General features: G+C 68.2%; 25 protein-coding genes and 1 tRNA gene. 12 read left to right on the plus strand and 14 right to left on the minus strand.

The window, feature by feature from the left end; translation table 11 throughout:
* The first annotated feature begins 8 nt into the window (after positions 1–8).
* On the plus strand, positions 9–2,291 hold the full coding sequence (locus ACVWYO_RS10470; RefSeq protein ID WP_457350556.1) for a CDC48 family AAA ATPase: 2,283 nt from the start codon (positions 9–11) through the stop codon (positions 2,289–2,291).
* A gap of 37 nt (positions 2,292–2,328) precedes the next feature.
* Here ACVWYO_RS10470 and ACVWYO_RS10475 read toward each other — a convergent pair whose 3' ends face one another.
* Complete coding sequence (locus ACVWYO_RS10475; protein ID WP_457354943.1) at positions 2,329–3,576, minus strand: MFS transporter; 1,248 nt, start codon at positions 3,574–3,576, stop codon at positions 2,329–2,331.
* 47 nt (positions 3,577–3,623) lie between these two features.
* Complete coding sequence (locus ACVWYO_RS10480) at positions 3,624–4,796, minus strand: phospholipase D-like domain-containing protein (protein WP_457350558.1); 1,173 nt, start codon at positions 4,794–4,796, stop codon at positions 3,624–3,626.
* A gap of 94 nt (positions 4,797–4,890) precedes the next feature.
* On the opposite strand from ACVWYO_RS10480, the gene ACVWYO_RS10485 reads away from it, so the two are divergent.
* Both ACVWYO_RS10485 and rpoZ read left to right on the plus strand, forming a co-directional pair.
* A complete protein-coding gene (locus ACVWYO_RS10485; RefSeq protein ID WP_457350559.1) occupies positions 4,891–5,427 on the plus strand; it encodes a hypothetical protein in 537 nt (178 codons plus the stop codon).
* A 59-nt stretch (positions 5,428–5,486) separates the two neighbouring features.
* Positions 5,487–5,831: a DNA-directed RNA polymerase subunit omega gene (gene rpoZ / locus ACVWYO_RS10490; protein ID WP_010184184.1), complete on the plus strand. Its 345-nt coding sequence runs from the start codon at positions 5,487–5,489 to the stop codon at positions 5,829–5,831.
* A 181-nt stretch (positions 5,832–6,012) separates the two neighbouring features.
* Here the strand turns inward: rpoZ and ACVWYO_RS10495 are convergent, their stop codons facing one another.
* Complete coding sequence (locus tag ACVWYO_RS10495) at positions 6,013–6,714, minus strand: RlmE family RNA methyltransferase (RefSeq protein ID WP_457350561.1); 702 nt, start codon at positions 6,712–6,714, stop codon at positions 6,013–6,015.
* Positions 6,711–7,811 carry a Ppx/GppA phosphatase family protein gene (locus tag ACVWYO_RS10500; RefSeq protein ID WP_457350563.1) on the minus strand — a complete coding sequence of 367 codons (1,101 nt, stop codon included), beginning with the start codon at positions 7,809–7,811 and terminating at the stop codon, positions 6,711–6,713. The genes ACVWYO_RS10495 and ACVWYO_RS10500 overlap by 4 nt, the downstream gene beginning before the upstream one ends.
* Positions 7,812–7,995: 184 nt before the next feature.
* Between ACVWYO_RS10500 and ACVWYO_RS10505 the strand changes: the two genes are divergently transcribed.
* The 4 genes from ACVWYO_RS10505 (at position 7,996) to ACVWYO_RS10520 (ending at position 11,918) form a co-directional block, all read left to right on the plus strand.
* Positions 7,996–8,069: transfer RNA gene (locus ACVWYO_RS10505), tRNA-Gln, on the plus strand.
* Between the two features lie 80 nt (positions 8,070–8,149).
* Positions 8,150–11,311, plus strand: coding sequence for an intermembrane phospholipid transport protein YdbH family protein (locus ACVWYO_RS10510; protein ID WP_457350565.1), 3,162 nt, complete (start codon positions 8,150–8,152; stop codon positions 11,309–11,311).
* Entirely contained in the window at positions 11,308–11,541 is a 234-nt protein-coding gene (locus tag ACVWYO_RS10515; RefSeq protein ID WP_457350567.1) for a YnbE family lipoprotein, read from the plus strand. The genes ACVWYO_RS10510 and ACVWYO_RS10515 overlap by 4 nt, the downstream gene beginning before the upstream one ends.
* Positions 11,541–11,918: a YdbL family protein gene (locus ACVWYO_RS10520; protein WP_457350569.1), complete on the plus strand. Its 378-nt coding sequence runs from the start codon at positions 11,541–11,543 to the stop codon at positions 11,916–11,918. The genes ACVWYO_RS10515 and ACVWYO_RS10520 overlap by 1 nt, the downstream gene beginning before the upstream one ends.
* 128 nt (positions 11,919–12,046) lie before the next feature.
* On the opposite strand, the gene ACVWYO_RS10525 is transcribed toward ACVWYO_RS10520, so the two are convergent.
* The 3 genes from ACVWYO_RS10525 to ACVWYO_RS10535 are packed head-to-tail and all read right to left on the minus strand — an operon-like array spanning position 12,047 to position 14,521.
* Positions 12,047–13,066, minus strand: a complete 1,020-nt coding sequence (locus tag ACVWYO_RS10525) for an LLM class flavin-dependent oxidoreductase (RefSeq protein WP_457350571.1) — start codon at positions 13,064–13,066, stop codon at positions 12,047–12,049.
* A complete protein-coding gene (locus ACVWYO_RS10530; protein WP_457350573.1) occupies positions 13,066–13,968 on the minus strand; it encodes an ATP-grasp domain-containing protein in 903 nt (300 codons plus the stop codon). Before ACVWYO_RS10530 ends, ACVWYO_RS10525 begins: the two co-directional genes overlap by 1 nt.
* A gap of 1 nt (position 13,969) precedes the next feature.
* Complete coding sequence (locus ACVWYO_RS10535) at positions 13,970–14,521, minus strand: TlpA family protein disulfide reductase (protein WP_457350575.1); 552 nt, start codon at positions 14,519–14,521, stop codon at positions 13,970–13,972.
* A gap of 16 nt (positions 14,522–14,537) precedes the next feature.
* On the opposite strand from ACVWYO_RS10535, the gene argH reads away from it, so the two are divergent.
* From argH to ACVWYO_RS10560, 5 genes are read left to right on the plus strand one after another with little or no spacing between them, the layout of a single operon-like run.
* The gene (argH, locus tag ACVWYO_RS10540) at positions 14,538–15,908 is read left to right on the plus strand and encodes an argininosuccinate lyase (RefSeq protein WP_457354945.1); all 1,371 of its coding nucleotides are present in this window, start codon (positions 14,538–14,540) and stop codon (positions 15,906–15,908) included.
* Positions 15,905–16,150 (plus strand): hypothetical protein, encoded by a 246-nt coding sequence (locus ACVWYO_RS10545; protein WP_457350577.1) that lies wholly within the window; start codon positions 15,905–15,907, stop codon positions 16,148–16,150. The genes argH and ACVWYO_RS10545 overlap by 4 nt, the downstream gene beginning before the upstream one ends.
* A gap of 14 nt (positions 16,151–16,164) precedes the next feature.
* Positions 16,165–17,427 (plus strand): diaminopimelate decarboxylase, encoded by a 1,263-nt coding sequence (lysA, locus tag ACVWYO_RS10550; protein ID WP_457350579.1) that lies wholly within the window; start codon positions 16,165–16,167, stop codon positions 17,425–17,427.
* Positions 17,424–18,191: a precorrin-2 dehydrogenase/sirohydrochlorin ferrochelatase family protein gene (locus ACVWYO_RS10555; RefSeq protein WP_457350581.1), complete on the plus strand. Its 768-nt coding sequence runs from the start codon at positions 17,424–17,426 to the stop codon at positions 18,189–18,191. Before lysA ends, ACVWYO_RS10555 begins: the two co-directional genes overlap by 4 nt.
* On the plus strand, positions 18,188–19,138 hold the full coding sequence (locus ACVWYO_RS10560; RefSeq protein WP_457350583.1) for a zinc transporter ZntB: 951 nt from the start codon (positions 18,188–18,190) through the stop codon (positions 19,136–19,138). The genes ACVWYO_RS10555 and ACVWYO_RS10560 overlap by 4 nt, the downstream gene beginning before the upstream one ends.
* 30 nt (positions 19,139–19,168) lie before the next feature.
* On the opposite strand, the gene ACVWYO_RS10565 is transcribed toward ACVWYO_RS10560, so the two are convergent.
* The 7 genes from ACVWYO_RS10565 to ACVWYO_RS10595 are packed head-to-tail and all read right to left on the minus strand — an operon-like array spanning position 19,169 to position 24,461.
* Positions 19,169–19,573: a flagellar export chaperone FliS gene (locus ACVWYO_RS10565; protein WP_457350585.1), complete on the minus strand. Its 405-nt coding sequence runs from the start codon at positions 19,571–19,573 to the stop codon at positions 19,169–19,171.
* The gene (fliD, locus tag ACVWYO_RS10570) at positions 19,570–21,054 is read right to left on the minus strand and encodes a flagellar filament capping protein FliD (RefSeq protein WP_457350587.1); all 1,485 of its coding nucleotides are present in this window, start codon (positions 21,052–21,054) and stop codon (positions 19,570–19,572) included. The genes ACVWYO_RS10565 and fliD overlap by 4 nt, the downstream gene beginning before the upstream one ends.
* A 52-nt stretch (positions 21,055–21,106) precedes the next feature.
* Positions 21,107–22,240, minus strand: a complete 1,134-nt coding sequence (locus ACVWYO_RS10575) for an EscU/YscU/HrcU family type III secretion system export apparatus switch protein (protein WP_457350589.1) — start codon at positions 22,238–22,240, stop codon at positions 21,107–21,109.
* On the minus strand, positions 22,240–23,019 hold the full coding sequence (gene fliR / locus ACVWYO_RS10580; RefSeq protein WP_457350590.1) for a flagellar biosynthetic protein FliR: 780 nt from the start codon (positions 23,017–23,019) through the stop codon (positions 22,240–22,242). The genes ACVWYO_RS10575 and fliR overlap by 1 nt, the downstream gene beginning before the upstream one ends.
* A 56-nt stretch (positions 23,020–23,075) precedes the next feature.
* Positions 23,076–23,345: a flagellar biosynthesis protein FliQ gene (gene fliQ / locus ACVWYO_RS10585; RefSeq protein WP_140851424.1), complete on the minus strand. Its 270-nt coding sequence runs from the start codon at positions 23,343–23,345 to the stop codon at positions 23,076–23,078.
* A 4-nt stretch (positions 23,346–23,349) separates the two neighbouring features.
* Positions 23,350–24,207: a flagellar type III secretion system pore protein FliP gene (gene fliP / locus ACVWYO_RS10590; RefSeq protein WP_457350592.1), complete on the minus strand. Its 858-nt coding sequence runs from the start codon at positions 24,205–24,207 to the stop codon at positions 23,350–23,352.
* On the minus strand, positions 24,204–24,461 hold the full coding sequence (locus tag ACVWYO_RS10595) for a flagellar biosynthetic protein FliO (protein WP_140851422.1): 258 nt from the start codon (positions 24,459–24,461) through the stop codon (positions 24,204–24,206). Before ACVWYO_RS10595 ends, fliP begins: the two co-directional genes overlap by 4 nt.
* Positions 24,462–24,465 lie beyond the last annotated feature (4 nt).

A 24,465-nucleotide genomic window follows, 5' to 3' on the forward strand; every position in this document is an offset into this window, starting at 1 on the left:
CAGATAGCATGGCGGACGTCGAGACGCCGATTCGGAAATTGCAGGTGGCCAACGCACGGCCAGAGGATAGCGGGCGCGGCCTTGCGCATGTGCCGCGCGCGATGCTGGCCGCGCTTGGGCTGGGCGAAGGCGATGTCATCGAGATCGTCGGCAAATCCTCGACACCGGCGCGCGCGGTTGCGCCTTACGCCGAGGACGAAGGCCTCGACATCATCCGCATCGACGGCCTGCAGCGCGCCAATGCCGGCGTCGGCTCGGGCGATTTCGTCGAGATCCGTGCGGTCGAATCGAAGGCAGCGACGCGGGTGATTTTCGCGCCGGCACAACAGAATTTGCGGCTGCAGGGCTCGTCCAACGCGCTGAAGCGCACCTTCTTCGGCCGTCCGCTGACGCAGGGCGACGTCGTCGCGACGGCAGGCCAGCAGCGCGTCGACAACATGCCGCCGGGCGTCCAGAACATGCTGCGCGCGCCGGCCTATGCGTTGCAGGAAATCCGCCTGGCGGTGATCGCGACCGTGCCCAAGGGCGTGGTGCATGTCGACGAGACTACCGAGATCGAACTGCGCCCCGAATATGAGGAGCCCAAGGAAGCGCGCCGCGCCGACGTCACCTACGATGACATCGGCGGCATGGGGCCGACGATCGACCAGCTGCGCGAGATGGTCGAGCTGCCATTGCGCTATCCCGAGCTGTTCCAGCGGCTTGGCGTCGATCCGCCCAAGGGCGTGTTGCTGCATGGGCCGCCCGGAACCGGCAAGACGCGCCTCGCGCGCGCCGTCGCCAACGAATCGGCCGCCGAATTCTTCCTGATCAATGGGCCCGAGATCATGGGCTCGGCGTACGGCGAATCGGAGAGCAAGCTGCGCCAGGTGTTCGAGGAAGCGGCGAAGGCGGCGCCCTCGATCGTCTTCATCGACGAGATCGATTCGATCGCCCCCAAGCGCGGGCAGGTGTCGGGCGAGGCCGAGAAGCGGCTCGTCGCGCAATTGCTGACGCTGATGGACGGGCTCGAGGCACGCGCCAATGTCGTGGTGATCGCCGCGACCAATCGCCCCGAGGCGATCGACGAGGCGCTGCGCCGACCGGGCCGGTTCGACCGCGAGATCGTCGTTGGCGTGCCAGACGAGCGCGGGCGGCGTGAGATTCTCGGCATCCACACGCGCGGCATGCCACTCGGCGACAAGGTCGATTTGGATGAGCTGTCGCGCACGACCTACGGGTTCGTCGGCGCCGATCTCGCCGCCCTCGCGCGCGAGGCGGCGATCGAGGCGGTGCGCAAGCTGATGCCGCGGTTGAACTTGGCCGAGGGGACCATCCCGCCCGAGATCCTCGACACCCTCGCGGTAACGCGCGAGGATTTCGTCGATGCGCTCAAGCGCGTCCAGCCGAGCGCGATGCGCGAGGTGATGGTCGAGGCACCGCGCGTCCGCTGGGACGATGTCGGCGGGCTCGACGATGCGCAGATGCGGTTGAAGGAGGGCGTCGAGCTCCCCTTGAAGGATCCCGATGCGTTCCGTCGCCTCGGCATCCGTCCGGCCAAGGGCTTCCTGCTCTATGGCCCGCCCGGCACCGGCAAGACCTTGCTGGCGAAGGCGGTCGCGCGCGAGGCGCAGGCGAACTTCATCGCGACCAAGTCGAGCGACCTGCTCAGCAAATGGTATGGCGAGAGCGAGCAGCAGATCGCCAAGCTGTTCGCCCGCGCCCGCCAGGTCGCGCCGTGCGTGATCTTCATCGACGAGCTCGATTCGCTCGTTCCCACGCGCGGGAGTGGAATGGGGGAGCCGCAGGTCACCGAGCGGGTGGTCAACACGATCCTCGCCGAGATGGACGGGCTCGAGGAGTTGCAGTCGGTGGTGGTGATCGGGGCGACGAATCGGCCGAACCTGATCGATCCGGCGCTGCTGCGTCCGGGGCGGTTCGACGAGCTGATCTATGTCGGCGTGCCAAGCCGCGACGGGCGGGCGCGGATTCTGGCGATCCAGACCGCCAAGATGCCGATCGCCGAGGATGTCGATCTCGATGTGCTGGCGGGCCGGACCGATCGGTTCACCGGGGCGGATCTCGAGGATCTGGTCCGGCGCGCCGGCCTCACGGCTTTGCGCGAATCGCTCGAGGTGCGCCAAGTGACGATGGCGCATTTCGAAACCGCTCTCACCGATTCGCGCGCTTCGGTCACGCCCGAACTCGAGCGGGAGTATGAGACGATGAAGGCGCGGCTGAAGCAGGACGCGACGTCGCTGCAGCCGATCGGCTTCGCGTTTCCGCCGCGCGCGAAGGTGGAGACGGACTAACCTTCTTCCTCCCCTCCCTGAAAGGGAGGGGAGGAAACTACCGTTCGCGCAGCCACACCCAGGCATAGCCGAACAACGCCAGCATCGCCGCGCCCGCGACCAGATACGGCAGCGAATGCTGGAGCTCGTACAGCCCGACCCCGATCGACGGGCCAAGCACGAATGCCGCGCCATTGACCGAAGTGACCTTGCCCGCGACCGCCCCCTGCGCGGCATGGCCGACCGCGAGCGACGCGCCCGCGGTAAACGCCGGGCGGGTGAAGCCGAACCCGACGCTTGCCAGCGCATAGGCGCAGGCAATCGTATAAAGCGACGTCGCGAGTCCCGTCAGCGCGCACCCCGCCGCGGCGATCACCAGCCCCGCGAGCATCATCCGCCGCGGGCGCAGGTTGAGGTTGGGGATGATCCCCCATTGCACGAGCAAGGCCGCGCCCGCGCCGATCATCAGCACGATCCCGGTCGGCTGCAGCGCCTGCGCCGGCGCGAGCTGCAGGCGGTCGATGATGAGAAAGCCGATCGCCTGCCCGGTCATCGCCTGGCCGTGCCCCGACACGAGCCCGGCGATCATCCAGCCGCGGATGCGCGGATCGGCATAGCCGACCGGTTCGCTGTGCGGCTCGGTCGCGGCGGTGATGCTGGCGCCCGAACTCTGCCCGCCGATCGAGGGATAGGCGTTGGCGGCGCCGTGGAAAGCGCCCGGGTCGTCGCTGTGCGCCGGGCGATCGTCGGCGAGCATGCGGTGCACCGCGATCGACACGCCGACTCCGAACAGCGCGAACAGGAAGGCGGGGCCGGCAAGCCCGATCTCGACCCCGCCGAGCGATCCGAGCACCAGGAACGGCGCGAGCGTCGGCCCGAGGATCGTCCCAAGTCCAAACGCCGAACCGAGCAGCGTCAGCGCCTTGGTGCGTTCCGCGCGCGTCGTGTTGCCCGCGACGAGCGCCTGCACCGCAGGTGGCGCCGCCGATCCGAACGTGCCGTAGATCAGGCGTCCGGCAATGAAGCACAGGAACGCCGCGGTGCCGCCGATCCAGCCGTTGATTCCGGCGGCGAGGAACACACCGCACGTCACCAGCGAGACCGAGAAACCGCCCATGCCGAGCAGGATCATGGCGCGGCGGCCGTGAAGGTCGGAGCGCTTCGCCCAGAACGGCGCGGCGATCACCCACAGCAGCGCCGAAACCGAGAACGCCGCGGCGACCGCGCTGTCGGGCACCTTGAGCGATCGCCCGAGCGCCGGGAGCACGGACTGCATCGCGGTATTGCCCGCCGCGATCGTCAGCATCACCGTGAACAGCAGCGCGAAGTCGCGATCGATGCGGGCGGCGGACTTCACCGCTCGGGCCCGAAATTGAGGCGCTTGGTGATGTTGTAGTCGAGCACCGTCATCACGAAAAAGGCCGCGAACTGGCGCGTCCGGGTCCACCATCCGGTCTTCGCGCGATACGCCTGCGCGGTGATCCGCTCCGAATCGGCGACCTCGCCATCGACATAGGATCGGACATGCGCGGCAAAGGCGGGGTCCTCGATCCGCAGCATCATCTCGAGGTTGAGGAACAGGCTGCGAATGTCGTAATTGGCCGAGCCGAGATAGACGACATCGTCGATCAGGAAGAGCTTGGTGTGGAGCTTGGTCGGCTGATATTCGTAGATCTGCACGCGTTTTCGCAAGAGGCCCGCATAGGTGAAGCGCGATGCCCAGATCGCGGCGTTGTGATCGTTCTTCGAGGCGAGCACGATCCGCACGTGGCCCCGCATGCCAGCGCGGTCGAGCCGCCGCAACATCCCCGGATTGGGCGCGAAATAGGCCGAGATCAGATCGACCTTCGCCGCGCGTTCGAGGTCGCGTTTCACCGCGCGCGCCCAGGGCGAGAGCTTGCGCGTCGGGCCGCCGAACAGCCAGCGCACCGGCCCCTCGGGCTCGCTCCACGCCGACAGTGCGCGGCGCAAGCCGCGCAGCGGTGGCTTGGGCTGGCCCGACCAGGCCGCCAGTGCGTCGTAATAGCCGGTGATGCGCTGCGCCGCCGTGCCTTCGACCAGCAGCCCGAGATCGCGCCACGCCTGTTCGGCGGGGGTGCCGAAATAGCTGTCCTGCACGTTGAACCCGCCGATGATCGCACGCGCCTCCGTGCTTTCGCCGTCGGCGAGCGCGAGTTTCTGATGGTTGCGCAGCAGATAGCGCCGCCCCCAGCGCGGCACGAAACGACACATCTGGACGCCGGCGTCGCGCAGCGGGTCGAAGAAATGGTGGCTCTCGGCGACTTCGCTGCCGAGCCCGTCGACCACCAGCGACACGCGCACCCCGCGTTCGGCCGCGCGGATCATCGCGTCGCGCACCTTCGCGCCGGCGGCGTCGTCGACATAGATGTAATAGATGATCCGCAGCGTGGCGCGCGCGCCGTCGATCAGCGCGATCAGCATCTCGAGCCGGCGCGGGCCGGTGTCGAGCATGGTCAGACGGTTGCCGGCGACGGTGAAGCTGGGTTGCGGAGCGGGGGCGGACATGGGGGCCTTGGTGATGGCAATGCCGGGTTTGTGCAAGCCGTTGACCCCGCCTCAGGGCACGGCTTAGGCTGACTGCCAAACTTAAAGGTGGCCGATGCTGCTCGTTTTCGCTCTCCAGGCCGCCGTCGCCGTGACCCCGCCGGGGCCGCCCCCCTCGGCCGACCCGTTCGGTGAGCGCGCCTTCGCGCATTTCTCGCGCGAACCTCTGCTTTCGCACGTAAGCGAGAGCGTAGATGCTGCGGTCACCGTCAATGCGCGATCGGACGCTCCGATCGCGTATACGCTGCGGCTTACGCGACGTCAGCCGTCGCATCCCGCGACGATCGTCTGGGCAGACAGCCGCACCTGCCCGGCGGTCCGTTCGGCGCTGATGGCGATGCGAGCCGTCACGGCGCCGCATCCCTCCGTGCCGGGGATCGATGCTCCGGGCGCGATGGTGATCGACGGGACCGGGTATCGTCTTCGTGCGCAAGCGGGATACGCGCACGGTCGCCCTGCCTGGATCGATCTTGGTTCCAATCGCGGCACGCCGCTCGCCGCGTGGGTCGAGCGCAGCCGCGGCGCGCTCGCACGCTGCTGGTCGGCGCAGCCGCCGCCAGGCCCCGGGAACCGCGTTTTCTTGACTCCGTAGGGGACTGCGCCTAGAGAACCGCCTTTCCGACTATCGTCGTACAAGCAAGGAAGCCGTTCATGGCGCGCGTCACTGTCGAAGATTGCGTCGACAAGATTCCCAACCGCTTCGATCTCGTCCTGTTCGCCGCTCAGCGCGCGCGGCAGATTTCGGGCGGTGCCGAGATCACGATCGATCGCGATCGCGACAAGAACCCGGTCGTCGCGCTGCGCGAGATCGCCGAGGAAATGGTGCACCCGCCGACTCTGAAGGAATCGGTGATCCAGAGCCTGCAGCGCGTCCAGGTCGACGAAGACGATGTCGCCGATGCGGTCGGTTCGCTGTCGGCCTCGGCCGAGGCGCTCCGCCTTACCGCTGCGGCACCGCCGCGGAACCAGAATCTGGGTGCTGATTACGAAGGTTGAGGCCCAAGGCTAACGGCAAAGCCGTTAGCCGAGGATCAGCCGAAACCCGGACGGCGACCGCGCGGGCTTGTCCCCACGCGTGTCGGCCGACAACGTGGCTTTGCCACGGCGTGACCCCCTTCGTAGCTCATCGCCATTCCCGCCCTCCGGCCTTTGCGCGGGGAGCGGTTACGAGACGCCGTTACGCGTCTTCGTCGTCGGTGCTGATCGGTCCGGTCTTCGCCCGACCCTTGAATCCCTGTGCCACCACATACCACTCGCTCGACGCTTTGCGCGAGGCCGGAGGCTTGGCGTGCTTCACGGTCGTAAAGTTGCGCTTCATCTCGGCGACGAGCGCCGTATCCGCGCCGCCCGCGAACACCTTGCCGACGAACGCACCGCCCGGCTCGAGCACGTCGATCGCGAACGCCAGCGCCGCCTCGACCAGCCCCATCGTGCGCAACGCATCGGTCTGCGGGTGACCGACGGTGTTCGCCGCCATGTCCGACAGCACCAGATCGGGCGTCCCGCCCAGACCTGCCATCAGCCGCTCAGGCGCGACATCGTCCATGAAATCGAGCTGGAGGATCGTCACCCCCTCGATCGGATCGACCGGCAGCAGATCGATCCCGACGATCGCCGCCTTGGGCACCTGGCGCCGCACGACCTGCGCCCAGCCACCCGGCGCGAGCCCGAGATCGACGACGCGGCGCTTGCCCTTTAGGAAGCCGAAGCGCTCGTCGAGCTCGCTCAGCTTGTACGCCGCGCGGCTGCGGAAGCCGTCGGCCTTGGCGCGCTTGACGTAGGGATCGTTGAGCTGGCGCTCGAGCCAGCGCGTCGATTGCGCGGTGCGCTTGCGCGCGGTCTTGACGCGGACGCGCAGTCCGCCGCCGTCGTTGCTCATGCCGTACTTCCCATCAATCGCCGGAGAATGCCTTCGCGGATTCCGCGATCGGCAATGCCGAGCCGTTCGGCCGGCCATAAATCCATAATCGTCTCGAGGATCGCGCAGCCGGCGACGACAAGATCGGCGCGCTCGGTGCCGATGCACGGCAATTGCGCGCGCTCGCGCAGATCCATGCCGGCAAGGTCGCTGCTGATCCGGCGCATCGCGGCGGCGGGGACGATCAGCCCGTCGACCTGAGCGCGGTCGTAGTGCGTGAGCCCGAGATGGACACTGGCGAGGGTCGTCACCGTCCCCGACGTCCCGAGCAGGCGCGGCACCGGGATCCCGCGCGGCAGACGCGCGGCGAACGGCGCCATGCTCGCGGTAACGAGGCTGCGCATCGCGGCATAGGACGCGGCACGCCCTTCGGCGCCGCCGTCCTGCCCGGGCGGCCCGTGGCCGGCGCTTTCGGTCAGCGAGACCACACCCCACGGCGCGCTGTGCCAGTCGAGCACGCGCGGCGTCTCGGCGCGCGTGTCGACGAGCACCAATTCGGTCGATCCGCCGCCGATATCGAAGACCAGGGCCGGGTCTTCGCCCGGCTCGATCAGCGAGTGGCACCCCAGGACAGCAAGCCGCGCCTCTTCCTCGGCGGTGATGATGTCGAGCAGAATCCCCGTTTCGGCATAAGCGCGTGCGATGAAATCGGCGCCGTTGCTCGCGCGGCGGCACGCCTCGGTCGCGACCGCGCGCGACAGTGTGACGTTGCGGCGGCGCAGCTTGTCGGCACAGATCTTGAGCGCGGCGATCGTGCGGTCGATCGCGGCATCGCTCAGCCGCCCCGATCCGGCGAGCCCTTCGCCGAGCCGAACGATTCGCGAAAAGGCATCGATCACTGCGAAGCCGTCGCCCTGCGGTCGCGCGATCAGCAGACGACAATTGTTGGTGCCGAGATCGAGCGCGGCAAAATGCCGCGGTTCGCGACCACGCGCTGCGCCGCCGCGCGCCGCCTGGGGCTTGGCGGCCGGCGGCCGGCCGGGGGGCTTGCCGTTGGACGGCGCCGAACGGGCAGGTTTTCCCTGCCGGTACGGCACATCCGGCGATCGATCCGCCATGCCGTGATACTCGCTTATTCTGTTCTGCCGTCGCGGCTCGCCGGATGGCGCGCCGTTCGGTGCTTGGCGGCAATCCTAGCTCAAGCCCTGACGAGCGGCAAGCGATCCGGCACGCGATGTCACGCGGTCAGTTGACAGCCACCGCGCACCCCCGTAGATCGCGGCCCGGCCCACGCCCTGCTGATGCCCCGTCGTCTAATGGTAAGACTGCGGTTTCTGATACCGCCTATTGAGGTTCGAATCCTCACGGGGCATCCAGCCACTTCCAAACCTTTCCGCTTCTGCGTCGGCCGCCACCACGGCTTGCGGCCGATCGCCCCGCGCAATAGGGGTGGGGCGTGACTGACGGTGTCCCCAGCGCAGCGGCGGTTGCAGAGGCAGCGCCGCCGCACCGCCGCCGACGCTACTGGCGGCTGGCGGCCGCGGTGGTCGTGCTGCTCGCGGCGATCCTTGCGACCTTGTGGCTGGCCCGCAAACCCGTTGCCGAACATTTCATCGACGATGCGCTCGCCGCCCGCGGAATCCCTGCGCGCTACGAGATCGAACGAATCGGGTTGCGCACGCAGCGGCTGACCGACCTTCGCATCGGCGACCCGCGCCGCCCTGATCTGCGCGCGGATTGGGTCGAGGTCGATACCAGCCTCGGGTTCACCGGCGCGCGTGTCACGGCGATACGCGTGGGTGTTGTCGCGCTGCGCGCGACGCTTGCGGGCGGGAAGGTCTCGTTCGGGGTGATCGATCGGCTGTTGCCGGCGCCGTCGGGCAAGCCGTTCGCGCTTCCCGCGATCGACCTGGGCGTCGCGGATGGTCGGATCGACCTGGCGACGCCGCATGGTCCGGTCGTCTTGCATCTGACCGGGGCGGGGCGGCTCGATGACGGCTTTGCAGGGACGCTCGGCGCCGCGGCGCCGCGGCTCGATCTCGGCGATTGCCACCTCGATGCGATCGATGCGGTGTTGCAGGTGCAGATTCGCGATGCGCGGCCGAGCTTGGCTGGGCCCGTCACGCTTGCGCGTGGCGACTGCGGTGGGGCGCGGGTCCGTTCGGCGCGGGCGGATTTGTCGGCCACGCTCGCGGCGCGGCTCGATAGCGGTCAGGGATCGGCCCGGTTGGCGATCGCGGCGCTCGAGGGCGGCGGGGCGACGCTGCGGGCGGTGGCTGGGACGGTCGATTTTGCCGGGTCTGGCAATGATCTTGGGGGACGCGTCGATCTGCACGCTGGCGACGGTGCGGCCGCCGGGATTACCGCGTCGCGGACCGCGCTCGCCGGGCGCTATCGCTATGCGGCCGGCGGTTTTGCGTTCGATGGGCGCGCCCAAGCCGGTGGTGCGCGACTGCCGCCAGCGTGGCGTGCGCGGCTCAATCCATGGCGTGATGCGGGGGCGGGGACACCCGCCGGGCCGATCGTCGCACGAGCGGTCGATGCGCTGCGCGCGGCGGCGGTGTCGGGCGACCTCGACGCGCGCTTTTCGACGATCGTCAATGCGGGGCGCGGGCAAGTTATCCTGTCACGCCTCGCCTTTGCGGCGGCGTCGGGGGCGCGCGCGACGCTCGCGGGTGGGGACGGTGTTTTGTATCGCTGGCCGGGCGGCGTGCGCGTCGACAGCAGCGGGACGTTGAGCGGTGGCGGCTTGCCGAGCGCTCGGTTCCGCCTGCGGCAGGCCGGGTTCGGCGCGCCGCTGACTGGACGCGTGATCGTCGCGCCGTATGGCGCGGACCGCGCACGATTGGCACTGTCGCCGATCGATTTTACCGCGACCGGCACCGGTGCGACCCACATCACGACGCGGGTCGCGCTCAGCGGGCCGATCGGCACCGGCAAGGTGACCGCGCTCAGCCTGCCGCTCGATGCGCGCTGGGACGGCGGTGCGCGGATGACGCTCAACCCCGCCTGCGCGCCGCTGGCATTCGAGCGGCTGCAGACGGGCGGGCTCGATCTGCCGCGGTCGAGCGTCACGCTGTGCCCGCGCGACGGGGCGCTGTTCCGGCTCGAGCGGGGCGCGATGCGCGGGGGTGGGACGATCGGACCGGTCCGGCTCGCCGGTCGGCTCGGTGCGGCGCCGGTCGGCATTACGCTCGAGCATGGCGAATGGCTGCTGGGTGCGCGGCGCTTCACCGCCGCGGGGCTGGGCGTTCGCATCGGGACGCCCGAGCGGGAGACGCGACTCGACGTTGCGACGCTTGGCGGCAGCCTGACGGCTGCGGGGTTGGCGGGCAGCTTCGACGGCGCGGGTGGCCAGATCGGTGCCGTGCCGCTCCTGCTGTCATCGGCCGCCGGAAACTGGCGATTCGTGGCGAATCGGCTGGCGCTCGATGGCGGCCTGATGGTCGCCGACAGCGCGGCCGACCCGCGCTTCAAGCCGCTCGCGGCGCGCAGCGTCGCGCTGACGCTCGTGGGGAACGCGATCACCGCGACCGGCACGCTGTTCGAACCGACCAAGGCCATCAGGATCGCCGACGTCGCGATCGCGCACGATCTTGGGGCCGGCGCAGGCCATGCCGATCTCACCGTTCCCGAATTTACCTTCGGGCCGCAATTCCAGCCCGACCAGCTGACGCGGCTGACCTTTGGCGTGATCGCCAATGTCGTCGGCACGGTGTCGGGCGCAGGCCATATCCGCTGGACGCCGCAAGGCGTGACAAGCGACGGCGTGTTCCGCACCCCCGGCACCGATCTCGCTGCCGCGTTCGGCCCGGCGACGGGGATTGCGGGCGAGATCCGCTTCACCGACCTGCTCGCGCTCGAAAGCGCGCCGGGGCAGGTCGCGACGATCAAGACGCTCAACCCGGGGATCGCGGTCAATGACGGCGTGGTGCGCTATCAATTGCTGCGCGGCACGCGGATCGCGGTCGAGCAGGGACGCTGGCCGTTCGCACAAGGCACGTTGACGCTCGAGCCGACGGTGCTCGATTTCGGCACCGCGCAGGAACGGCGCCTGACCTTCAGGGTCGACGGGATGCAGGCCGACCAGTTCCTCCAGCAATTCGACTTCAAGAACCTGAACGCGACCGGCGTGTTCGATGGGGCGCTGCCGATGGTGTTCGATGCGACGGGCGGGCGGATCGAGCGGGGGACGCTCACCGTCCGGCCGGGCGGCGGCACGGTCGCCTATGTCGGCGAGGTGACGCAGAAGGATGTCGGCTTCTGGGGCAATTTTGCGTTCCAGGCGCTCAAATCGCTGCGCTATCGCAGTCTGGAGATCGTGATGAACGGTCCGCTCGCGGGTGAGATGATCACCGAGGTGCGCTTTGCCGGGATCGGGCAGGGCGCGGGTGCCAAGCGCAACTTCCTGTTCGACCGGCTGCAGAAGCTGCCGCTGGTGTTCAACGTCAAGATCACCGCGCCGTTCCGCCAGCTGATCGATTCGGCGCAGAGTTTCTATGATCCGCGGCGCCTTATTCAGCGCAACCTGCCCGCCTTGCTCGAGGAGCAGAGCAAGCGCGCCGCGCCGCCCGCTCCATCCCCCATTCAGCCTTCCGACAGCAGGATCGTGCCATGACCGAAACAGCATTGACGAAGACCGCAGATCGACCGACCACGGCCGCGATGAGCAGGATGATGAAGCTGACCGCGCTGGCGGTGTGTTGGGTGCCGGGCGGCTGCGTCACGGTGAGCGCGCCCGACAAGCCGATCGTCATCAACCTGAACATCAGCGTGACGCAGGAAGTGGTCTATCGTCTCGATGGTCAGGCGAAGAGTTTGATCCAGTCCAACCCGGGGATTTTCTGATGGCACGCATGGTCTTGAAGATGGTCGCGGCGATCGCGTTGCTCGGCAGTTCGGCAGCGGCGCTGGCGCAGCGCAACCCGGCCTATCAGGCGGCGCGCTCGGCGGGCGAGGTCGGCGAGCAGCCCGATGGCTATCTCGGCGTGGTCGGCAGCGCGAGCTCCGAGGTGCGCGCGCTGGTCAACAACATCAATATCCAGCGCAAGGCCGCTTATACCCAGCAGAGCGCGAGCTCGGGCGCCACGGTCGAGCAATTCGCCTTTACCAGCGGCTGCAATCTGATCGGCCAGACCGCGCCGGGCGAGAAGTACAAGGGGCCCGATGGCCAGTGGAAGACGCGTGGCGCCGGGGCTCCGGAGCGCGACTCGCGCTGTATCTGAGGGCTAGCGACACTCAGCCGTCACCCCGGGCTTGTCCCGGGGTCCACCGGGCCGCGCGCACTGCGGCCGGTGCGTGTGCGGCACGGTGGACCCCGGGACGAGCCCGGGGTGACGTGGGAGGGCGGGCGCTAGTCCGCGACCGTCCCCATCACCTGCGCGGCGAAGCGCTCCATCTCTTCTTCCTGCGGGCTCATCTGGAGCAAGAGCAGGTCGAGCCCCGCCGCCTCATATTCGGCGATCCGCTCCTTCAGCTGCTCGGGCGTGCCGACCAGATTGGGCCGCAACCCGCGGTTCGACACCGCATATTCCTGCAGCTTCATCTCGCGCTCCAGCTGCGTGCCCGACAGCCATTGGTCGAAATTGGCATAGCCCGCGGGCAGATCGGTGACGGTTGTGATCCGCGCGAGTTCGCGCCGCGCTTCGGCCTCGCTGTCGCGGACGATCGCGTAGGCGGCCATGCCGTACTGCATCGGCGCGCCGCCGACCGCCGCGCGCCGTGCCGCCATGTCGGCGATCTTGGGCGCGATCGCCTCGACGGGGTCGCCGTGCATGACATAGGCGTCGCAGCGGGCGGCGATCATCGCCTTGGCCTTCTCGCTCTCGCCGCCGGCATAGACGACGGGCTTGTGCGCCGGCTTGGGCGCGCAGATCGCCTGTTCGGTCTGGTAGAACTGGCCGGTGAAGTCGAAACGCTGCTCGTTCCACAGCCCGTCGACGACCTGCAGCCATTCGTCGGTGCGCGCGTAGCGATCGTCATGCTGGTCGAACTGCAGGCCGTATTGCTTGGCTTCGTCGGCCCACCACGAGGAGACGACGTTGAGCGCGAGCCGCCCGCCCGAGATCTGGTCGATATTCGCCGCCGCCTTGGCGAACAAAGCCGGGTGATGGAAGTTCGGGCGCACCGCGACCATCAGCTCGATCGTCTCGGTCACCGCGGCGAGCGCGGCGGCGGTCGACCAGGCGTCGAGCGCGGGCTGCTCGATGCCCTTGATGTCGTTGAGGTTGAGCTCGGCGATCAGCGTGAGATCGTAGCCGATCTTTTCGGCGCGCTGCGTGAGGCGCTTGGCATAGGCCCAGCTCGCGTCGGGCTCGTCGGCCACGTTGCGCAGCCAGCCACCGAACACCGGCATCCAGAAACCGTAGCGCATCACAGGGCCTCGAGTCGGGCTAGGAGATAGTCGACGAGCTGGTCGTGCGGATCATAGCCCAGCACATCGTGCGGCTTGGCGACGAAGTTCGACAGCGCGTTGATGTCGTAGAAGCGCGGTGTCCCGTCGCGATCGTCGATCATCACCTCGATCCCGCCGACGTCGAGATCGACCGCCTGCGCGATCCGCTCGGCGGCGTCACGCAGGGCGGGGCCGGGGTCGGTCGCGACCATCGCGATCGGCGCGGCGTCATCGACGCAGGCGTCCGCCGGGCACAGATCGAACGCGCCGCCGCCGGCGATATCGAGCGCGTAGAGGAATGTGCGGTCGAGCGTCTCGATCCGCGTGACACGCCCGTCGCGCGCGGGAACGTAATCCTGCACCAGCAGCACGCCGTCGACGCTGCTCGGCAATTCGCTCGCCTCGACCGCGTAGCGCAGCTCGGCGAGATTATCGAAGCGCGTGATCCCCGCACCCGATCCGCCGATATTGGCCTTCACCACGAGCGGAAAGCCGATCGCCTGTGCCGCCGCGACGACGTCGGCCGCGCGGTGGACGACGCGCGTCGCCGGAATCGCGAGGCCGAGCCCCGCGATCAGCGACAATTGCCGCGCCTTCGACGAATCGATCGCGAGCACTTCGGGCCCGTTGACGATCGTAGCGCCGCCGCGCCGCCAATGGTCGAGCAGCGCGGTCGCATAGAAAATCGGATGTTCGCTCGCGCGCAGGAAGCTCGACATCGCGATGCGGTTGAACACCAGCCGCGCCGGCGGGGTCGTATCTGCGGGGTCGAACGCGCCGTCGGGCGTGACCGCGACATAATCGACGCCGCGCCGGTCGAGCGCGGCGAACAGCGGGGTGAACCAGGCGGGATGCTCGTAGAGGATCGCGAGATCGGCCATGTTACTTCGCCTCGGCGAGCGCGGCCTTGGCGGCGGCGCTCGTCCAGTCCATCCCGCCCGTGCTGCGCCATACTTCCTTGCCGGTCGAATCGAACAGGATGCTCATCGGCAGGCTGGCGTTGTACGCCAGGCTGAAGCCGAGCTCCTTGTCGAGATACGGCTGGAGCCGCGTGAACTTCTCCTTGGCGAAGAAGGCGGCGACGGTCGGGCGGTCCTTGTCCTGGCTGATCGGCACGACGGCGATCGTCGCGGCGGCCTTATCGAGCGTCGGCATCTCCTTGACGCACGGACCGCACCACGTCGCCCACAGATTGACGAGCAGCGGCTTGCCCTTGAACGCCGCGAGGCTGGTCTTCTTGCCCGCCGGATCCTCGAAGCTGATGGTCGGCGCGCCCTCGCCCGTGTGGCTGCGATCGATCTTGCTGGTCTCGGCCGGGGCGGCGGGCGTGGACGTATTGGCGGCGACCTCCGCTTGCCCGTTGGACGAGACTTGCTTATCGCACCCGGCAAGCACGAGCAGCAGGACCGAAGCGATCACCGAGCGAAACAACATGGGCACGTCCAATGCGATGTGGGGTGGGCGCTTCGCCGAGGGTCCGGCCGCGGTCATGCGGTCGATAAATGCCTCGATCCCGTTCGACAAGCGGCTCTGGCGGCAGGACATCGCCGGGTCGAAGGCGCATGTCGCGATGCTCGGCGCGACCGGAATCGTTGCGCCCGCCGATGCATCGGCGATTTCCGCGGGTCTCGACGTGGTCGCGGCGCATTACGAGGCGCACGGCGTTGCCGAGGACATGGCGCTCGAAGATATTCACATGCAGAGCGAGTCGCGGCTCGCCGCGGCGATCGGCCCGGTCGCCGGGCGGCTTCACACCGCGCGCTCGCGCAACGATCAGGTCGCAACCGATTTCAAGCTGTGGGTGCGCGATGCGATCGACGAGGTCGAGACCGCGCTCGCCGCCTTCCAGGACGCGCTGTTGACGCGCGCCGAGGAGCATGCCGACAGCGTGATGCCCGGCTTCACGCATCTGCAGAGCGCGCAGCCGGTCACGCTCGGCCATCATCTGATGGCGTATCACGAGATGATCGCGCGCGACCGCAGCCGCTTTGCCGACGCGCGCAAGCGGATGAACCTGTCGCCGCTCGGCTCGGCGGCGCTCGCGGGCACCGGCTTTCCGATCGACCGCGAGATGACCGCGGCGGCGCTCGGTTTCGACGGCCCGACGCGCAACTCGCTCGACGGCGTGTCCGACCGCGACTTCGCGATCGAATATCTGACCTGCGCGACGCAATGTTCGCTGCATCTGTCGCGGCTCGCCGAGGAGTTCGTGCTGTGGGCGTCGCAGCCGTTCGGCTTCGTCGCGCTGTCGGATCAATGGTCGACCGGCAGCTCGATCATGCCGCAGAAGCGCAATCCTGATGCGGCAGAGCTGGTGCGCGGCCATTCGGGGCGTATCCTCGGCTGCATGACCGCTCTGATGGTGACGATGAAGGGCCTGCCGCTCGCCTATTCGAAGGACATGCAGGACGACAAGCCGCCGGTGTTCGAGGCGCACGATCTGCTCGGCCTGTCGATCGCCGCGATGACCGGGATGGTCGAAAGCGCGACGTTCCGCACGCCGCGGATGCGCGAAGTGGCCGAAGCGGGCTTCGCCACCGCGACCGATCTCGCCGACTGGCTGGTGCGCGAAGCGGGCGTGCCGTTCCGCGAGGCGCATCACATCACCGGCCAGGCGGTGGCGCGCGCCGAGGCGCTCGGGCTCAAGCTCGATGCGCTGCCGCTCACCGCGCTGCAGGCGATCGACAGCCGAATCGACGAGCGCGTCTACGACGTGCTGTCGGTCGATGCGTCGGTCGCCAGCCGCGTCAGTTTCGGCGGCACCGCGCCGGTCCGCGTCCGCGCCGCGATCGCCGCGGCACGTTCGGGAGAGACGGCATGAAACACGGTCTGGCTCTGGGGTTTTGCGCGGCCCTGCTGCTCGCCGGATGCGGTGCCGCGTCGAGCTTGAAACCGGCCGAGGGGAAATCGCTCCCCGTCGCGCCGTACGGCGCCAAAGAGACGCCGACCGCCGCCCAGCTGCTCAAACCGACCAACCAGGAACGGCCGCTGCGCAGCGACGAGGTGCTCACCAATTCCGCGGAACGCCGGAGCGACGAGTTCAGCCTTCCGCCTCCCAACTGACAGGCTTTCATTCGATGGATCATTTCTCGCTCGTCGACGGCGCGCTGCACTGCGAGGACGTGCCGCTCGCGGCGATCGCCGAGGCGGTCGGCACGCCCGTCTATGTCTATTCGACCGCGACCTTCGAACGCCATGCGCGCGTCTTCCGCGAGGGCCTTGCGGGGGCAGGGGACGTGCATCTCGCTTATGCGATCAAGGCCAACCCCAATCTTGCGGTGCTGCGCGTGCTCGCGCGGATGGGCTATGGCGCCGACGTCGTGTCGGGCGGCGAGCTGGCGCGGGCGCTCGCGGCGGGGATCCCGGCGAAGGACGTGGTGTTCTCCGGCGTCGGCAAGACGGTCGCCGAACTGTCGACGGCGCTCGATGTCGGGCTCGGCCAGTTCAACCTCGAGCTCGAGGAGGAGGGCGTCGTCCTAGCCGGGCTCGCCGCGGCGCGCGGGATGCGCGCTGATGCCACTTTGCGCGTGAATCCCGATGTCGACGCCGGGACGCATGCGAAGATCTCGACCGGCAAGCGCGAGAACAAGTTCGGCGTGCCGATCGATCAGGCGCCCGCTATCTTCGCGCGGCTCGCCGGTTTGCCGGGGCTCGCGCTGCGTGGCGTGGCGATCCATATCGGCAGCCAGCTGAGCGAGCTTGCGCCGCTCGAGGCGGCCTATGCGCGGATCGGCGCGCTCGTCGCCGAGCTGCGCGCCGCTGGCCACCCGATCGAGCGCGTCGATCTCGGCGGCGGGCTCGGCGTACCGTACCGCGCGGGCGAGGTCTTCCCCACCCCCGCTGAATATGGCGCGATGGTCGCGCGTGTCACCAAGGGGTGGGACGTGCGGCTGATGTTCGAGCCCGGCCGGGTGATCGCGGGCAATGCCGGCGTGCTGCTGACCAAGGTGATCTGGGTCAAGCCCGGTGCCATCAACCCCTATGTCATCGTCGATGCCGCGATGAACGATCTCGCGCGCCCGGCAATGTACGACGCGTGGCACGATTTCGTTGCGGTCGAGCCGACGGGCGCGCGCATGACCGCCAACATCGCCGGCCCGGTATGCGAAAGCGGCGACACCTTCGCGATGGCGCGCGACATCGATGCGGTGGAGAGCGGCGACCTCGCCATCTTCCGCACCGCGGGCGCGTATGGCGCAACGATGGCCTCGACCTATAACAGCCGCGCTTTGGTGCCCGAAGTGCTCGTCGATGGCGATCGCTTCGCGGTCGTCGCCGACCGGATCCTGCCCGAGACGATCCTCGCGGCCGAGCGCATTCCGGACTGGTTGAAGCCGTGAGCCTGCACAGCCTTCCGCTGTTCGTGCGGATGGCGGGGCGGCCGGTGATGCTGCTCGGCGCGGGCGAGCCGGCCGATGCGAAGCGACGGCTGCTCGAACGCGCGGGTGCGGTGATCGTCGGCGAGGAGGCGAGCGCCGCGCTCGCGGTGGTCGCGATCGAGGACGAGGCCGAGGCACAGGCGGCGATCGCCCGGCTCAAGGCGCGCGGCGTTCTGATCAATGCGGTCGACCGGCCCGATCACTGCGATTTCACGCTGCCCGCGATCATCGACCGCAGCCCGGTGCTGATCGCGATCGGCACCGGCGGCGCCTCGGCTGGCCTGGCGGCGGCGCTGCGGCAGCGGCTCGAGGCATTGCTGCCGGCGACGCTCGGCCCGCTGGCAGACCGGCTCTACGCGTTGCGCGCCGCGATCCGGCTGGCGTTCCCGGCGCTCGATACGCGCCGCCGCGCGCTGGGCGCCGCTTTTGCGCAAGGAGGCGCGCTCGATCCGCTCGCGGCACCGCCCGAGGCGGTCGAGGCGTGGCTGGTGACGCCCGCGGCACCGATCGACCGGCTCGTCACGCTGCGACTGCGCTCGGCCGATCCCGACGATCTGACGCTCGGCGAGGCCCGCGCGCTCGCGCTTGCCGATCGGATCTATGCCCCTGCGCACGCGCCCGCCGCGATCCTCGACCGCGCGCGCGCCGATGCGGTGCGGATCCTCTGCGATACGCCGCCCGTTACGCGCGAAGCGGGGCTGACGATTTGGGTGGAATGGGCATGAGCGGATTTGCGTACCGGGTCGCCGACGGCAAGGCCGAACGCGTCGATATCGCCAAGGCGCTCGAGACGCCGGGCGATCTCATCTGGGTGCATCTCACCAGCAATAACGAGCAGGCGCAGGCGTGGCTGAGCGATGTCGCCAAGGTCCCGGGCTATGTCGTCGATGCGCTGACCACGAGCGAGTCGCGACCGCGCTGCGAGGCGCTCGGCGACGGCGCGTTCCTCAATCTGCGCGGTCGATCGAACGAGGCGATGACGACCTCTGACCCGCTCGCGTCGCTGCGCATCTGGGCGATGGCGGGGCGGGTGATTTCGGTGACGCGGCGCTCGGTCACCGCGGTCGACGACGTCATCACGCAGATCGAAGGCGGCACGATCCGCGATCCCGGTGATTTGATCGCCGAGTTCGCGGTCGCGATCACCGAGGAGCTCGACCCCGAGGTCGCCGATCTCGGCGACAGCCTCGACGATTGCGAAGCCGATCTCGACGGCGACAAGGTGTTCGAGCTGCGCCGTGGCGTGACCAAGGTGCGCGTCGCCGCGATCGGCTATCGGCGCTTCCTGACACCACAGCGCGCTGCGCTCGAAAAGCTCGCGTCGCTGCCATGCGACTGGCTGCAGGACGACGACCGGTTGCATCTCGCCTCCGCCGCCGATCGCGCCGCGCGCATGGCGGAGGAGTTGGAGGCGATCCGCGAACGCTCGGCGTTGATGCATGAGGCGTTGACCGACCTGCGCGCCGAACAGATCGATTCGCGCTCGCTGCTGATCTCGATCGTCGCGTTGATCTTCCTGCCGTTGACCTTCCTGACCGGGCTCTACGGAATGAATGTCGAAGGGCTGCCGTTCGCCAAGGAACCCTGGGCGTTCGACGTGATCGGCGGGATCTGCATCACGATCACGCTCGGCATCATCGGCTATTTCTCGGCGAAGCGCTGGTTCGGCTGAAACCGGCGATCGGTCCGCTCGGCTCGCGCCTCAGGCCGCGCGAACCGAGCGCCACGCCTGGCCGATCTCCTCGAGCGTATCGGCCACTTCGCGGAACGGCTGCGGGTCATGGCCGATCGCGGCGTTGACGACGGTATGGCGCGTGCCGGCATAGAGTTTGGCGAGCGCCGGGGCGACCGTCCCCCCTGCGGTGAAATCGAGCCCCGCCTCGAGCGCGAACAGGATCGCGGTGGCGCGCGTCACCTTGTCGCTCTTCATCGCATATTTGCCGTTCTCGGCCGCCCAGGCCGCGCCGCGGAGTGCCCGGATCGCTTCGTCATACAGCAGTTGCACCAGCGCCGGGCCATCGGCCTGGGCGGTCTGCCCGGCAAGCTCGATCTGGCGGTAGGTCGCTTCGGGATTGCGGCCGAGTGCCGTCGCGTAGGCGAGGCTCATCCGCTCGTCTTGTTCCACTGGTCGATCTGACTCTGCAACGAGCTCGCGCTCGCTTTATAGGCCGCGACGATCGCGTCGGACGCGGCATATTGCTTGGTCAGGCGCTCCTGATACGCGGCGGTGTCGGTCGTCACCTTGGCTTCGGTATCGGTCACCTTGGCGAGCTTGGCGGTGTAGAGGGCGGTGCTGCCGACCAATCCCGTGCTTTCGGTCTGGCCGTTGATGACGACCTTGTTGTTGGTCGCAGCAGTGGTGATTGCGCTCAGCGCCGCGGCGAGGCCGCCTCCGCTCGCACCGGTGCCGTTGGCGAACAGCGCCTCGACCGCGGCAGGGGTCTGGAGCAGGGCCGTGTTGAGCTTGGCCGAATCGACGCTGAGCGTGCCATCCTTGTTGGTGCTGACCCCGATCGAGGCGAGATTGACGGGGTCGCCGGGAGCGCCGTCGCTCGACAGCGTGGTCAGCGTCAGGCCGCGCAGCGAGCGCAACAGGTTGGTCGCGTTATAATCGTTGCGCAGCGGTCCGTTCGTGGCATCGGTCTCGGTCTTGAGCTCGGCCAGCACCTCATTGTAGGTCGTGACGAAATTGCTCACCGCCTGGCCGATAGCATCGGTCGGCGTCGTGCTGCCGAGCGTGACCGGCTTGACGGCGCTGCCGCTGCCCGCCCCGGGAGAGACGCCAGTAAGCGTCAGCTTCACGCCAGGGACCAGGTCGCTGATCGTGTTGCTCGCGCGGTCGACCGTCACCCCGTCGACGGTCAGGTTGGCATTGCCGGCGGTGGTGTTGATCTTGGCCGCATTGCTCGCGCCGCCGACGTTCAATTGCGCCAGATTGCCCGAGCCGCTGAGCGTGAAGGCTTCGGCCTTTCCGGTCGGCCCTTTCAACGACAGATAGGTCGCGCCGTCGACGTCGCTCACCACGGTCGCGGTCAGGCCCTTGCCGCTCGCGTTGATCGATTTGGCGACATCGGCGAGCGATGCGCCTTGCGCGACCGAAATCGAGATCGGGTCGGTGGGATTGGTCAGCGATGCGACCGTGTCGTCGGACGCCGTGCCGAAGGTCAGCGTCAACGTGCCCGCGTCGAAGGTCGGCGCGCCGCTTGGAAAGCTCGCCGTCGCGGTCTGCGCCGTGGCGAGCTTGTTGACGGTAACCTGGGTCGACAGGCCGGACAGCTTCGCGCCGGGCAGCGCGGCGGCGGTCAGCACGCTCGAATCCGAGCTGGTTGGCTGCGTCGCCAGCGACCCGCCGGTGACGAGCGAGCTCAGCGCCGAGGAGAAGCTGGTGATCGCGCTCTGGACCTTGGCGACCGAAGAGATCTGCGCGTTGAGCGCGGTGTCCTGCGCGCTGAGCGAAGCGTTCTTGGCGGAGAATTGCGCCTCGACCAGCTGCTTGACCAGGGCGGCGGTATCGACCCCCGAGCCGGCGCCGAGCGAGGTGAGGATCGACGAGCCCGATACCGAAGTCGTCGTAGAGGTCGTCGTCATCGTAATACCCCAGAAGTGCGCATCTCAAGGAACGGCGAAACCGCCGGGAAATTTAGCTTTCTTTCACGCCATTCTCGTCGAAGCGCGCACTTGGCGGGACCTGCACCGACGGTGGCAGCGCGGCGGCGCCCGCCTGGCTGTTGAGCCCGAAGACGAAGGCGAGGATGGTGGCGAGCGCGACGTAGAGATCGTCGCGAACTTCCTGCCCCTCGCGGCTGGTGTAATAGACCGCGCGCGCCAAAGACGGATATTCGAGCACCGGCACGCGCGCCTCGGCGCCGAGCTCGCGGATCGCCAGCGCGATCACGCCGCGCCCCTTGGCAACGACGACGGGGACCTGGTCGTTCGCGCGATCGTAGCGCAGCGCGACAGCAAAATGCGTCGGGTTGGTGAGGATGACATGCGCTTCGCTCACCGCGCCGCGCATCGAGCGTTTCGACATCTCGCGCTGGCGCTGGCGCATCGCACCCTTCGCCTCGGGCGAGCCTTCGCTCTCCTTATGCTCGTCGCGCAGATCCTGCTTCGACATGCGCAATTTGCGGAGCAGCTGGATGATCTGCAGCGGCACGTCGATCCCGGCGATGACGACGAGCCCGCCCGCCATCGCGAACAGCACGCCGGTGAAGGTGCTGCCGAGCACGCCGACCGCGGTGCCGATATTGGTCGAAGCGAGCCCGATCGTCGCATGCGCGACCTGGTCGAGCATGTGCCAGCCGATCGCGCCGAGCAGGACGACCTTGAGCAGCGATTTGCCGAGTTCGATCCAGCCCTGCGGCCCGACGATCCGTTTCAATCCCGAGGCGGGGTTGATCCGCGCCGCCTTGGGCGCGAGCAGCGAGCCGTTGAAGCTGAGATGGCCGAGCCCCGCCTGGCTGACGATCGCGGCGACGATCGTCAGCGCGAGCAGCGAGATCACCGACGGCGCGAGCTTCCAGCCGCTCTGGATGAGCGGGCGGAACGGCGCGAAATCCTCGATGTCGCGATGGTCGAACGCGAAGCTCGACATCATCACCTCCTTGCACGCGCCGACCAGCGACGGGCCCATAAAGGCGAGCCAGCCGCAGCCGGCGAGCATCATCAGCGCGGTGGCGAGTTCGCGGGATTTGAGGACGTCGCCCTTTTCGGCCGCGTCGCGTTTGCGCTTGGCGGTTGGGGCTTCTGTCTTTTCGCCATATTCGTCTGCCATCAGCCGAGCACCAGCGATTGCGTCGCCGCCAGGCCTTCATCGACGATGACGAGCAGATAGTCGCCCATCGCCGGGAAGCCGAGCGCGAGCGCGACGACGCCGACCGCGAGGCTGGCGGGCAGGCCGACCGCGAACAGGTTGAGCGACGGCGCCGAGCGCGAGATCATGCCGACGATGAGGTTGAGGCAGAGCAGCAGGAAGCCGACCGGCAGCGCGAGCAGGAGGCCGGCGAGGAAGGTGTAGCCGCCGAAAAAGGCGATGTTCTCGAGCTGTTGCGGTTTCAGCCAGGCGGCGCCCGGCGGGAGCGCGACGTAGCTCTTCACGATCATCTCGACCAGGATCAGGTGGCCGTTGACGCTGAGGAACAGCAGCGTGAGCATCATCGAGAAAAACTGGCCGAGCGCGGGGGTCGACTTGCCGTTCTGCGGGTCGATGGCGGACGCAAAGCCGATCCCCATCGAGGTGCCGATCAGTTCGCTCGCGATCATCGGCGCGGCAAAGGCGATCTGCAGCACGAAGCCGAGCGCGAGTCCGACCAGCGCCTCGGCGGCGACCGAGAGGATCGTGGCGAGCGCGAAGACGTGTTCGGGCGGGGTGATGGGGTGGACGGTCAGCACCAGCACGCCGATCGCCCCCGACAGCGTGACGCGCACGACGAGCGGGATTCCGACGGCGCTGAACACGGGGGCGGCGACGAACGCGGCACCGACGCGGACCATCACGAAGATCAGCGCCCAGAGCTGCGGTTCGATCGACAGGCCGAAGCCTAGCGGACCCATCTATCTCCCCTCCCGCAAGCGGGAGGGGAGCAGAAGAGCGCCCCCCCCCACGGCCGTCATCGCACCAGATCCGGGATCCGCTCGAAGATGCCGAGCGTGAAATCGCACAGCAGTCCAAGGATCAAGCTGCCAAACACCGCCAGCGATACCGCAACGACGATCAGCTTGGGCACGAACGACAAGGTCTGCTCGTTGATCGACGTCGCCGCCTGGATCATGCCGGTGATGAGCCCTGCGAGCAGCGCGGGAATGAGGATCGGCGCCGAGGCGAGCGCGAGCACCCACATCGTCTGGTTGGCGATCGTCAGGAAATAGTCAGCGTCCATCGGATCAGTTCACAAAACTGTTGGCGAGCGAGCCCATCGTCAGCGCCCAGCCATCGACCAGCACGAACAGGAGCAGCTTGAACGGCATCGAGATGATCGTTGGTGAGAGCATCATCATGCCGAGCGACATCAGCACGGTCGCGACCACAAGGTCGATCACGATGAACGGCAGAAAGACAAGAAACCCGATCTGGAACGCGGTCTTGAGCTCGCTCGTCACGAATGCGGGGAGCAGCACCGAGAACGGGATCTGTTCGGCATTCTGGTACGGCCCGCTCTTGGCGATGCCGGCGAACATCGTGATATCCTTCTTGCGCGTCTGCTTGGTCATGAAGGCGTGGAGCGGCACGCCTGCCGCCTTGATCATGTCGGTCGCGCCGATCTTGTTCGCGGCGTAAGGCTGGATCGCGCTCGCGTTGATCTGGTTGATCGTCGGCGCCATCACGAAGAACGACAGGAACAGCGCGAGCCCGATCAGCACCTGGTTGGGCGGGGTTTGCTGGAGCCCCATCGCCTGGCGGACGATCGACAGCACGATGATGATCCGCGTGAAGCTCGTCATCATGAGGAGGATGCCGGGCAGGATCGTCAGCAGCCCCATGACGATGAGCAGCTGGAGCGACAGCGCCAGCGGCGCATTGCCGCCGCCGAGATCCTTCAGCGCACGGTCGGCGGCATCGCCCGCGCCCGGCGCCGGCGGCGTGGCAAGCGGAGCGGCCTGCGCGAAGGCGGGATGCGCGACGATCAGCGCGAAGAGGATGCCAAGCACGACGAGCGCAATCTTGCCCCACGGCGCGACGCGCGGTGCTGGCGCCTTGATCAGCGTGGGCCCCGAACCCTTGCGGACGACCTTGACGCTCATTTCCCGTCGCCGCGATCGAGCAGGGAAACGCCGGTGCGGCTGACCGAGACGAGCAGCTTGCGACCCTCGAAATCGAGCACCGCGACGCGCACGCTCGGCGAAATCATCATCGTCTCGACCACCTTGAGCATGCGGTTGGAAGGCTGGCCCGGCATGCGCGATTCAAGTTTGCGCCACGCATAGAGGCAGCCGATCATCAGGCCGCAGACGAGCGGCAGCAGCACGACGAGCTTGAGGATGTACGACCACATCATGGCG

It is taken from the genome of Sphingomonas sp. UYP23, assembly GCF_054059235.1.